This is a genomic window from Acinetobacter rudis (assembly GCF_000829675.1).
Taxonomy (GTDB): domain Bacteria; phylum Pseudomonadota; class Gammaproteobacteria; order Pseudomonadales; family Moraxellaceae; genus Acinetobacter; species Acinetobacter rudis.
The window spans coordinates 38,764-50,920 of the sequence record NZ_BBRX01000022.1; the positions used below are offsets into that span (position 1 = coordinate 38,764).

The 12,157-nt window shown below is 41.3% G+C and carries 9 protein-coding genes; 2 read left to right on the plus strand and 7 right to left on the minus strand.

The features are described 5' to 3' along the window. Window positions 1–36: 36 nt before the first annotated feature. From Aru01_RS05720 to Aru01_RS05750, 7 genes are all read right to left on the minus strand, one after another. Window positions 37–957: an AraC family transcriptional regulator gene (locus Aru01_RS05720; protein WP_162183600.1), complete on the minus strand. Its 921-nt coding sequence runs from the start codon at window positions 955–957 to the stop codon at window positions 37–39. Between the two features lie 441 nt (window positions 958–1,398). Further along, window positions 1,399–2,439, minus strand: a complete 1,041-nt coding sequence (locus Aru01_RS05725) for an enoyl-CoA hydratase/isomerase family protein (RefSeq protein ID WP_016657453.1) — start codon at window positions 2,437–2,439, stop codon at window positions 1,399–1,401. Window positions 2,440–2,452: 13 nt separating this feature from the next. Further along, window positions 2,453–3,223 (minus strand): enoyl-CoA hydratase-related protein, encoded by a 771-nt coding sequence (locus Aru01_RS05730; protein WP_016657454.1) that lies wholly within the window; start codon window positions 3,221–3,223, stop codon window positions 2,453–2,455. Between the two features lie 61 nt (window positions 3,224–3,284). Next, window positions 3,285–4,412 carry an acyl-CoA dehydrogenase family protein gene (locus Aru01_RS05735; protein WP_016657455.1) on the minus strand — a complete coding sequence of 376 codons (1,128 nt, stop codon included), beginning with the start codon at window positions 4,410–4,412 and terminating at the stop codon, window positions 3,285–3,287. 199 nt (window positions 4,413–4,611) lie between these two features. Next, the gene (locus Aru01_RS05740) at window positions 4,612–6,267 is read right to left on the minus strand and encodes an AMP-binding protein (protein WP_016657456.1); all 1,656 of its coding nucleotides are present in this window, start codon (window positions 6,265–6,267) and stop codon (window positions 4,612–4,614) included. A 106-nt stretch (window positions 6,268–6,373) separates the two neighbouring features. Then, window positions 6,374–7,270, minus strand: coding sequence for a 3-hydroxyisobutyrate dehydrogenase (gene mmsB, locus Aru01_RS05745; RefSeq protein WP_016657457.1), 897 nt, complete (start codon window positions 7,268–7,270; stop codon window positions 6,374–6,376). 11 nt (window positions 7,271–7,281) lie between these two features. Continuing rightward, window positions 7,282–8,811, minus strand: a complete 1,530-nt coding sequence (locus Aru01_RS05750; protein ID WP_016657458.1) for a CoA-acylating methylmalonate-semialdehyde dehydrogenase — start codon at window positions 8,809–8,811, stop codon at window positions 7,282–7,284. Between the two features lie 226 nt (window positions 8,812–9,037). Between Aru01_RS05750 and Aru01_RS05755 the strand changes: the two genes are divergently transcribed. Continuing rightward, window positions 9,038–9,925, plus strand: a complete 888-nt coding sequence (locus Aru01_RS05755) for a LysR family transcriptional regulator (RefSeq protein WP_016657459.1) — start codon at window positions 9,038–9,040, stop codon at window positions 9,923–9,925. Between the two features lie 436 nt (window positions 9,926–10,361). After that, window positions 10,362–12,149 carry an ABC transporter substrate-binding protein gene (locus Aru01_RS05760; protein WP_040331437.1) on the plus strand — a complete coding sequence of 596 codons (1,788 nt, stop codon included), beginning with the start codon at window positions 10,362–10,364 and terminating at the stop codon, window positions 12,147–12,149. Window positions 12,150–12,157 lie beyond the last annotated feature (8 nt).

Sequence of the window (12,157 nt, forward strand, 5' to 3'; positions counted from 1 at the left end):
TAACTTATATAACACATACCACAAACCAGTGCGTGCTTAGGCTGCTCCTCTTTCTAAGCGCCATCTACGTGGTGATTTACCTGTCCAAAGCTTAAACGTATGATGAAAAGAGGCTTGTTCCTGATAGCCAAGCAAAATTGAAATTTCACCAATAGTTAAATCTTCATTTTCAAGATAATGAAAAGCAAGCATTTTTCGAACTTCAGCCAGTTGCTCAGAATAACTACAATTATATTGTTTCAAACGATTTTGAATTACGCGGGGTTTTAAGCCAATTTTTTCAGCAACATATTGTATATCAGTACGATTTTCTTGGAGTGCTGTAACAATACTGCTATAAATCAATTCCTTAAAATTAGTGTTATGTGAATATCTTTCTAATTGAACATCCGCACTGTGGGTTAGTATTCGTCTTAAATATTCATCTTGATTGGGTGTCGATATTTCTAACTCCAACATTTCTCGTCTGAAACAAATACGATTTGATTCGGCCTTAAATACGACTGGACATGAAAAATGTTCGATAGAGCGTTTTGTTTCTGCTAAAGAAACATTGGCTAAACGCAATTCGATTTTTTCAACTTTAAACTTTGCAGATAGCGCCAGATCAGACATATATTTCATCAACACACATAGCCCAACCATCAGTGCAATGCGCATTTCTTTCATATATAACCCAGCCTCAATATATGCAGGGTTGTTCCAGTAAATCACAAACTCATCTTTATTTTCGACTCTGTTAAAGTTAACAATGTCATACCAAACCTTTTGGTAACGTGCATATATCTGAAATACTTCCCGTACGCTTTTACAATACATGCTGAGATAGGTGATTAGCCCCATACTCTCAAGCTCACTTAACTCACCAAGCTGTATAGCCAAATCATTTTCATGATAATGCTTGTTTAAATAACCCAAAATTCTAAACCATTCCTCTAAAGGGATACGTTCATTCAAAGTGTATTGTTTCCGAATGGGCGAGCTAATATTTATTTTCTGGCAAAAGCGATTAACCATATGAACTAAACCATTGCCAACACCTTTGCATACCATTGATGATTTCAAGATTTATACTCCTTTTTAACCCACATCCTATTGATTAAACTATCCAGAAATATAATGAGAAATATATTATTAAATTAATATTTATTTTTTAAATTATAAAACACATAGAAAACAAGCCCGATAAAATATCGGTCACTTGATATCAAATATATCACTTTATTTAAAAATATAAACCACTATCAATCAGACTTAAACAATATTTAAATTTATCATTTAATCCACTTATCAAAACTTAGATCTATATAATGAAAAATTTATTATTGATTAAAATTTTAAAAATAAAAAAATAGGCCATAAAGACCTATTTTTAATAACATACTTTTAAGTTACATATTATGCAGCTAATGCTTTAGAAAATATTTTAGATAAAATATCTTCTAAAACAACATTATGTTTTTGCCATTGTGGCTGCTTGTCTTTATCGACCAATAAAGCACGAACACCTTCAATAAAATCACCGTGGTCAAACCAGATGTCTTGTAGATCACGCTCTAGTTGTAAACACTGCGTTAAACTCAGTTCACGACCGACATGTTGTAAACGCAAGCTTAGCTGTTTTGCCAATAATGAGCGTTGTTGTAAAGTCGTATTGGTTTTTTCAGCCCATGCTTGTCGATCTTCTCGTGTCTCAGTTGCAAGACTTTGCTCAATTTGCGCTAAATCTGTATGTGAAAAATGCTGTTGAATTGCAGGCATCAATGCTTGGATTGCGCTTGTTTGTGCTTCAACACTAAAATCTGCAATCAATTGCTCAATGCTTTGTTGGTCAAGCTCAGTTGATGTCAGCAAAGCCGCTTCTAGACTTTCCAAATTGCCACTGTCCACGACCGCATCCACTAAGTTTAAATATAAGGCATCACTTGCGCTGAATTGCTCACCAGTTAAGGCCAAATAGACTCCTGCATCTTGCAGACGAGACAAGAAATATGTTCCGCCGACATCTGGGAAAAACCCAATCCCAGTTTCTGGCATCGCAAATCGGGATTTCTCACTGCTGACACGGATATGACATGCTTGTACCAAGCCCATCCCACCACCGAAAGCATAACCATCGATCAAGGCAATTACAGTTTTAGGATATTGGCGGATGATATTTAACATACGATATTCAGTTGCAAAGTAGTCTTGGTATTCGGTACTACCCGCTTTAAAAGTATCGTATAAATAACGCACATCACCGCCTGCAGAAAATGCTTTAGGACTGGTCGAGTTAATCAATACTGCTTGAATTTGTGGGTCATTTCGCCACGCTTGCAATTGCTCAATAATGCCCTGTGTCATAGCGACGGAAAGTGCATTTAAGTTGGCTGGGCGATCTAAACTAATCACGCCCACTGCCCCCTGACGGCTAATCAGTAAGTTATTTTCGCTCATACTGTTCTCCCGCTTATTGGGTAAATTTGGCTGGGCGTTTTTCCACAAAAGCTTGCATACCTTCTTTTTGATCACTACAAGCAAATACGGAGTGAAATAAGCGACGTTCAAAACGCAAGCCTTCTGCTAAGCTAACTTCAAAGGCACGGTTAATCGACTCTTTGATCATCATTACTGCGGTCAGTGACTTTTCTGCAATTTTTTCAGCTGCGGCTAAGGTTTGTTCTAATAACTCTTCTTTAGCAAATACCTGCGCGACTAAACCACTTTGCTCAGCTTCTGCCGCACCCATTTGTCGTGCTGTTAAGCACATTTCCATAGCTTTGGCTTTGCCTACAGCAAGTGTTAGGCGCTGTGTTCCACCAATCCCAGGCAACACCCCCAAAGTCACTTCAGGTAAAGCAAATTTAGCGTTGTCTGCACAGTAAATAAAGTCACACATCAACGCGAGCTCACATCCACCGCCTAGCGCATATCCACTTACCGCAGCAATAAGCGGTTTACGGCGCATAGCGATACGATCGGCCAAATGAAAGAAATCATCCAAATAAATATTTGGAAAACTCAAGTCAGCCATTTCTTTAATATCAGCACCCGCAGCAAAAGCTTTTTCTGAACCTGCAATGACAATACAACCAATACTATGATCTTTTTCAAGTTGATCGAGTGCTAGATTGACTTCATTAATGAGTTCACTATTTAGTGCGTTTAATGCCTTAGGGCGATTTAATGTAATTAGCCCAACACCCTTATTTATACTTAACTCAATCGTGTTCCATTGCATGATCTATATTCCTAATAACTGCTTTTCAACTTTTATTTACGTTTGTTGATCACTTGATCAATTAAAGACTGCGAGCAATCACTAAACGTTGGATATCACTTGTGCCTTCATAAATTTGGCAGATACGTGCATCACGGTAAATACGCTCAATCGGGAAGTCTTTTAAATAACCATAGCCACCAAAGACTTGTAAAGCATTTGAACACACACGTTCCGCCATTTCAGATGCAAACAGTTTTGCCATCGATGCTTCTGTTAAACAGGGTTGGCCTGCTTCTTTTAAACGTGCAGCATAGTGTACCAGTTGACGCGCTGCCTCAACTTCGGTTGCCATACTTGCTAGACGAAACGAAATTGCTTGATGCTCAAAAATTGGTTTACCAAAAGTGGTGCGTTCGTGTGCATAATGTGTTGCTTCTTCAAGGGCTGCACGTGCTAGACCTACAGACTGTGCAGCAATACCAATACGCCCACCCTCTAAATTTGCCAAGGCAATTTTTAGACCATCGCCTTCTGCACCTAGACGTAAACTTTCATGGATACGCATATCCGTCAAAGCAATTTGGCAGGTATCAGAAGCATGTAAACCCAGTTTTTCTTCTACTCGAATGACTTCATACCCTGGTGTATGACGTGGTACTAAAAATGCACTGATCCCCTTTTTACCTGCACTAGGGTCAGTTACTGCAAATACAATAATTACACCAGCATTGTGACCTGAGGTAATAAATTGCTTCGCACCATTAATCACATAATGATCGCCATCTTTAACTGCACGCGTTTTAATCGCTGCTGCATCAGAACCAGTATGAGGTTCAGTCAATGCAAATGCTCCGATCATTTCGCCACGTGCTAGCGGCATAAGGTACTTTTGCTTTTGCTCTTCTGTACCAAATTTTAAAATCGGCACACAGCCCACTGAGTTATGCACACTCATAATTGCAGAGGTCGCTCCATCCGCGGCTGCAACTTCTTCAAGTGCAAGTACATAAGCTAAGTTACCTGTTTCTGAACCGCCGTATTGTTCTGGAACCAACATCCCTAAAAAGCCCAATTCACCCATTTGTGCCAATGCTTCTGCCGGATATTGACCCTTTTCATCCCATTCGCTCGCAAAAGGTTTGATTTGCTCTTGAGCAAAACTCTGCGCCATATCACGAATTAATTGTTGTTCTTCGGTGAATTGCATAATGTCGTTCCTTTGATCTATTGCTTTAACCCTGTGTTCTTTTCACATGATTTGGCTATTTTACAGTGTTACATTTTTTCCAAATCTAGCGTTAATCTAACGTTTTTTGGCTAGTGATTTAACAGATATTCCTTTAAAGTCTAAGTCGTTAACTAAATTTAGCCACCGCTTAGACTCTAAGCACAATATCATGCCGTGCTTAACTGGCAGCACTATTTACTTTTTGCTTCTCAATCTCCTGATTACGAAGCAAGAAACGTTGAATTTTTCCACTTGGTGTTTTAGGCAGTTCATCAACAAACTCAACTAAACGTGGATACGCATGTGCAGATAAACGCTTTTTCACAAACTGTCCAAGTTCTTCAGCCAGCTGATCTGTTGCCTGCATACCTTCAGCTAAAATTACAAACGCTTTAACCAGTTCAGTACGCTCAGGGTCAGGTACACCGACAACCGCAGCCTCAACCACTGCATCATGTTCAAGTAAAGCACTTTCTACATCAAAAGGCCCAATACGATATCCCGAAGTCGTGATCACATCATCACTTCGACCAACAAAACTCATGCTGCCATCAGCATGAATTTCCGCGGTATCACCCGTTAAATAGTACTGCTTCACAAAAGGTGATTTACGCGTCTCATGATAACCACCGAACCACATCATTGGTGATTGCTCGATATCAACAGCTAGAATCCCTGGCGTATCTGCGGGTAATTCATTGCCTTGATCATCTAAAGTTGCAATCCGATAGCCTGGACTTGCAAAACCAGCGGCCCCAGGTTGTACTGAATGTGCTAGACCATGATGATTACATACCACCATGCCAACTTCAGTTTGTCCATAATGATCATAAATCGGTGCATCAACGACTGTTTTAAACCAACGAATGACTTCAGGGTTAAGCGGCTCACCTGCACTACTCACTACACGGAAACGTCCACGCAGCTTAGCCATTTCTTCTTGATCAGCAGCCATCATCATACGATATGCAGTTGGTGCTCCTGCCAAGTTGTTAATTTGATAGTCTTTAACAATTTGACACAAGCTATCGCTGCTAAAACCACCTTCATAGAACAAGGTTGCATGACCCAATAACAACGGCCCAGTAATGCCATAATACAGACCATATGCCCAGCCCGGATCAGCAATATTCCAGAACTTATCATCAGGCAATAATTGAATAGCATCATGCATATAGCGCCCAAAAGCGATTAACGCTTTGAGTGGCACATACAGTGGTTTTGCAGGTCCTGTTGTTCCTGAGGTAAACATCAATAAAAATGGATCATTGATACTGAGCATGGTGAGTTCACACTGCTCAGACTGCGCTTTCACTGCAGGCCAAAAGTCGATATCGCCATCCTGCAAGCCAGAACCATCTCCTGCTGCAACAGTAATAATACTTGGACAATCAATAACATCATTTAATTTATAACGATTACCTACGTCGGTCACCACAAATTTGCTTTGTGCCAACTTTAAGCGATGTTCAATCGCCTTTGGTCCAAATGCTGTAAAAAGAGGTTGATACACTGCCCCAATACGCCAAGCAGCTAAAATAGTAATAATCAACTCTGCTGTACGTGGTAACAAACCTGAAATACGATCGCCTTTACCCACGCCATGTGATTTTAAAAAGTTAGCAAACTGACTAGAGCGTTGTTTTAACTCAGCGAAAGTGTACTGTTCTTGGCGACCGTCTTTACCTTGCCAATACAACGCGACTTTATCGCCATCTGCATGACGATCACAACATTCATAACAGGCATTTAGGGCATCGATCGACCCCGATAAAATTTGCTCAGCGGCGTGATTTAAATCAAATTTTTGAGCCGCTTCTTGATAGTTCAACATGGCATAACCTCAGTCTATATCTGTTCTAATACTTGACCGGTAATTTCTGTCTCAGAAAATTGCCGCAGTCCAATTGCTTATATTTTCATTGCCTCAGCAGCGGCCCCTATCCTTGGGCTTGCTGAGGTAGATATTGTTGAATAATACTTGAAAAATCGAGTGTTGCATTACCTTGCAAGCACATTTGTTGATAAAGTTGCTGCACTAAGCCACCCAGTAAAATCGGTTGCTTGGCTTGTCCTGCAGCCTCAATCGCCAAGCCTAAGTCTTTAAGCATCAGCTGAGTTGCAAAACCATCTTGGTAACCACGTGCAGCCGGTGCATTAGGGCTAATATTTGGCCAAGGGTTACAAACTTCAGAGCTCCAGCAACGACCACTCGAACTATTGATCACACCTGCCAGTGCTTCAGGATCAATACCCAGTTTCGCACCCAGTGCCATACCTTCTGCAACAGCTGCCATAGATATACCCAAAATCAAGTTATTACAGATTTTGGCAACTTGGCCTGTACCAACATCACCGCAGTGCACAATGTTTTTGCCCATGTGGACTAAAACCTGTTTAGCACGCTCTAAGGTTTGCGCATCTGCGCCCACCATAAAGGTCAATGTTCCAGCTTGGGCACCAATTGTTCCTCCTGAAACAGGAGCATCACACATTGCAATGCCCTTTTGTGCCGCAGCCGCGGCAACATCTTTTACGCTTTGTGGGTCAATGGTACTGCTATCAATGCAAAGACTTCCTGCCTTCATCACTGATAAAAGTCCAGTTTCACCTAAGTACACCTCACGTACATGCTTTGCAGCAGGTAACATGCTAATCACAATATCAGCTTCTGTAGCTGCTTGTTGAGGGCTACTGCACACCACTCCGCCTGCATCGGCAAAATGTTTTAATGCTTTTTCACTTAAATCAAAACCATAAACCGTTTGTCCAGCTTTAAGGAGGTTGTGCGCCATCGCACCCCCCATATTGCCTAGTCCAATAAAAGCAATTTTCATCGGCAATCTCCTTAACGTAAGCTAATCGTAGTGTTTACGCCACCAGCATCGTGCTGATCTTCAAACCAACGACTAGTGATCGTTTTGGTTTGAGTATAGAACTGCACGACTTGCTTACCATAAGGACCCAAATCACCTAGTTTTGATCCACGTGAACCAGTAAAACTAAAGAAAGGTACAGGAACTGGGATTGGAATGTTAATACCGACTTGACCAATATCAATCTGATTTTGGAATGTACGTGCAGTCGCTCCATTTTGTGTGAATAAACCTACACCATTACCAAATGGGTTGGCATTGATAAGATCAATCGCTTCTTGCAATGTATCAACACAGATAATTGCCAGAACTGGGCCAAAGATTTCTTCCTTATAAATGCGCATATCCGTGCGTACATCACTAAAAATCGTAGCGCCAACAAAGTTGCCTTGCTCATAGCCAGGTACTTTAACTTGACGACCGTCTAGATGTAACTTCGCCCCTTCAGCCACACCACTGTCGATGAGGTCCATAACACGAGCTTTTGCACGAGTAGAAATTACAGGACCAATATCTGTATCTGGCTCATGCCCTGCATTTACTTTCAAAGTTTTGGTTTTTTCAACCAATTCATCGATCCAATTCTTAGCTTCACCCACCATAATCGCAACTGAAAGTGCCATACAACGCTGCCCTGCTGCACCAAATGCTGCACCAACTAAGGCATTGAGACTTTGTTGTTTATTCGCATCAGGCATGACCACTGCATGGTTTTTAGCGCCCATCATTGACTGTGCACGTTTACCATGTTGACCAGCAAGATTATAAACATGTGTACCAACAGCGGTTGAACCTACAAATGAGATTGCTTTGATATGTTGGTGTGTACAAAGTAAATCAACCACTTCCTTACCACCATGTACCACGTTGAGCACACCTGCTGGAATACCAGCTTCGATTGCAAGTTCAACCAACATCATCGTTGAAAGTGGATCTTGCTCAGATGGCTTAAGTACAAAGGTGTTACCGCATACAATCGCCATTGGGAACATCCAAAGCGGAATCATAGCTGGAAAGTTAAATGGCGTAATACCAGCACAAACACCCAAGGGTTGAATCACTGTATAAGAGTCTACGCCACGCGCTACACCCTCAACATATTCACCCATCTGTAAAGTACCTACAGAGCATGCATGTTCAACAACTTCTAAACCACGTTGAATATCACCTTCTGCATCACTTAAAGTTTTGCCTTGTTCAGCAGTCAGTACTTTAGCGATGTCTTTGGCTTTCGCACGAATTAACTCTTGTAGTTTTAGCATGATGCGCATACGCGCTTGAATTGGAGTTTGACGCCAGCTGGCAAAGGCTTGCTGAGCTGCGTCGATGGCTGCATTGACTTCTTCTGTTGTGGCAAAAGGTACACGTCCTAAAACTTCTTGAGTTGCAGGGTTGATAATGTCTTGCCAGTGATCTGTTTTAGATTCGACCCACTCACCGTTAATTAGTAATTTTACGCTGGCTACTTGTCCTTTTTGCCCTGCTTGTTGAATTGCGTTCATGCTCTCTCCATCGCTGTCCATTGTTGTGCGTTTGCACTTATGTTTATTAGGCTTGATCTGTCTTGCTGAAATGCTTAAACAAAGTCCTCAAGCCCTCACTGTATTCTTCCATGGAATACGTATCATCCTGATACGTTATAAGTCCAGACTAACAAAGAAAACTTTGACCACCAATGGAAATTAATGCACGATGACTGTGCAAATTTTCACAGGGACTTGAGCGTCAATGAGTATGGATTGGAACCACCTGCGCTTCTTTTTAGTTTTAGCTCGTGCCAAAACACTGACCAATGCAGCACGCTTAATTGGTGTCGAGCACAGCACTGTTGCACGGCGTATTCAGGCGCTTGAACAAAGCTTGGGTACTCAGCTGTTTAAACGTGAAGCAACGGGTTATGAACTCACGATTGAAGGTGCTGCACTGGTACCTCGGGTTGAGCAGATGGAGCGTGCCTTTTTACAAATTGAAAAATCACATAATCCAGTCCAAGGACATGTCCGTATAGGCGCACCTGAAGGCTTTGGTACTGCTTTTTTAGCTGCACTCTTAGCTGAATTCTCTAAACAATACCCGCAAATCAGTATTGATCTCATACCTGTACCCAAAATGATCAAACTCTCACATCGTGAAGCGGATATCGTCATTTCTATCGAACGTCCAAAAACTGGACCTTATATCATTACCCGACTGACAGATTACTGCTTAAAAATCTATGGCAGCCAAGATTATCTGGCAGCGCACCCCCCCATTCAACAACTTGGTGATCTCACTGCACATCGGTTTGTTAACTATATCGATGACTTGATTTATAGCCCTGAGCTTTATTGTCTAGAACGCATCCCGTTACAACTCAACGCTCACTTTCGTAGTAGCAGTATTTTGGCACAGCAGATAGCAGTCAGTGCAGGCGCAGGCCTTGCGATCTTGCCTAAATTTTTGGCACAAAACAAAGCCGAATTAAAGCAAGTTCTGGCCGATGAAGTCAGCTTTATGCACACCTTTTGGATGCTAACTTTGGTCGATCTACAACATGAACCACGGATTAAACTGGTCTGGGATTTTTTAAGACAACAAGCAGAAGCCCAGCAAACACTTCTGTTGGATCATGAATAGTCATTTTTAATCTCCCTTGCACAAAACCTACGGCAAGGGAGATTTGTCTTTAGATGAGTCACGCTCAAAGGCTCATCCAAGCTAATTCACATAAATATGCCCATAAATAACAGATCAGGTACACGACAAGAACAAAGATGCACGATCAAATAACAACCAAGCAGCGCAATATATTCACTTCGCCTATTGCTCGTTACAACACTGAGTAATACACAATATAAAAGGAGGTGAGCTCCGAAAGATCAACATCCTGAAGTTTTACACTAGAAAAACTAAATCAACGCAATCACTTAGCACATCATTTTGCATCGAAATTTTGATTAAAAATACAGCATTTAAATTACGATAATAACTTAATAATAGAGAGACTTTTATGTATTTATTACAGCTTCTCAAGCTATACCGACGGCTTAATTCACTCCACAATGAACACAACTTGGCTTCATTACAACTGCAACGACCTTGGACAATCATATTTATTTTATTTTGCTTAATCAGCGTAAATACACCAGCTCATGCAGCAGATCCCAATAAAGTATTACGTATTTCTTTTGCTGCAGCAGAAACAGGGTTTGATCCTGTTGCAACCTCAGACTTATATTCAGCCTATGTCAATGCCTCCATCTTTGAATCTTTATACACCTATGATTATATCGCACGTCCGCCGCAACTGATCCCACAAACAGCCAAAGCCCTTCCTCACGTGAGTGCTGACGGTAAAACCTATACGATACATATAAAAAAAGGTATCTACTTTCAAGATGATCCAGTATTTCAAGGAAAAAAAAGAGAACTAACTGCATATGACTATGCCTATTCACTCAAACGTTTACTTGACCCGCAACTGGTTTCACCAAATGCTTGGCTACTCATGGGCAAACTCAAAGGCATGGACCAACTCATTGCAACAGCTCAAAAGAATAAACATTTTGACTATGATGCCCCTGTAGAAGGCATTCAAACACCAGACCGCTACACCTTAGTCCTTAAACTCAATCATACCGATTACAACCTCCCATTAATGCTTGCACATACTCCTTCTGTTGCTGTAGCACGAGAAGTCATTGAGAAATATAAAGACGGTCGAGGTGTCGTCATGGCACATCCTGTTGGTACTGGAGCATATCGCTTGGCCAATTGGATTCCAGGGTCCAGAATCAAACTCACGGCCAATCCTGATTATCGTGGCTATATTTGGAACTTTAAAGCAGGCAATGATCCTATCGATCTTAAAATTGTTGCAGCACTGCAAGGGAAACAGATGCCACAAATCGGCACTGTAGAAATACAAATTATCGAAGATACGCAAAGCCAATGGCTGGCATTTAAACAAAAACAATTAGACTATCTTGATCTCTCCAGTGGACCGATGGCCGATATCGCTGTTCAAGAAGGTCAATTAATTCCAGAATTGCTCAACGAAGGTATTTATTTATCGAAAATACCATTACCGGAGATGCAATATGCTTTCTTTAATATGCAAGACCCCACCGTTGGCGGCATCACTGCAGACAAGATTGCTCTAAGACGTGCAATTTGGATGGCTTTTTCAAAAGACAACTACAATAAGGTCATCTATAGAGGGACAGCACTCATCAATCCCTTTCCCGTTGCAGCCTCAGTTACAGGATATGATGAGCACTACAAAAGTCCACTCCCATACTCAGTTGCTGCAGCCAATCTCTTGCTTGATCGTTACCACTATAAAATCAGAGCAGATGGTTATCGCAGCCTTCCTAACGGACACGCTCTAACAATTGAATATGTGGTTATTCCACGTGGTGTTGATCAGGCGATTGCAGAGTTTTGGAAACGTAGCTTTGACAAGATTCATATCCGCTTTAAAACCAAAACCATGATGTTTCCTGATTATCTTAAAGCCATGAAACTCTGCAAAGTTCAAATGAGCATCTACAACTGGGTCGCGGATTATCCTGATGCCGATAATTTTTTTATGCTATTCAATGGCAGCACGAAACCCTCCGAACTCGGCTGTTCTCGTATTCACGCCTTTGATTGGCGATATTTAAAAACACAGCAGCTTCCTAACGGGCCACAGCGTCAAGCACTTTATCAACAAATGGCGCGGATCTTAGACAATTATGCTTACGTTACTCCGTTAGTCATCCGCAGTAGTAACGTTCTAGTGCAGCCTTGGATCATCGGATATAAGACCCACCCGATGACCTTGCCCTACTGGCTTTATATAGATATCAAAAAATAATCACGTTA

Bases quoted from the DNA above. Each gene is read 5' to 3' on its own strand.
- Aru01_RS05725 (WP_016657453.1), bottom strand. From the start codon at position 2,439: ATGAGCGAAAATAACTTACTGATTAGCCGTCAGGGGGCAGTGGGCGTG.
- Aru01_RS05730 (WP_016657454.1), bottom strand. From the start codon at position 3,223: ATGCAATGGAACACGATTGAGTTAAGTATAAATAAGGGTGTTGGGCTA.
- Aru01_RS05735 (WP_016657455.1), bottom strand. From the start codon at position 4,412: ATGCAATTCACCGAAGAACAACAATTAATTCGTGATATGGCGCAGAGT.
- Aru01_RS05740 (WP_016657456.1), bottom strand. From the start codon at position 6,267: ATGTTGAACTATCAAGAAGCGGCTCAAAAATTTGATTTAAATCACGCC.
- mmsB (WP_016657457.1), bottom strand. From the start codon at position 7,270: ATGAAAATTGCTTTTATTGGACTAGGCAATATGGGGGGTGCGATGGCG.
- Aru01_RS05750 (WP_016657458.1), bottom strand. From the start codon at position 8,811: ATGAACGCAATTCAACAAGCAGGGCAAAAAGGACAAGTAGCCAGCGTA.
- Aru01_RS05755 (WP_016657459.1), top strand. From the start codon at position 9,038: ATGAGTATGGATTGGAACCACCTGCGCTTCTTTTTAGTTTTAGCTCGT.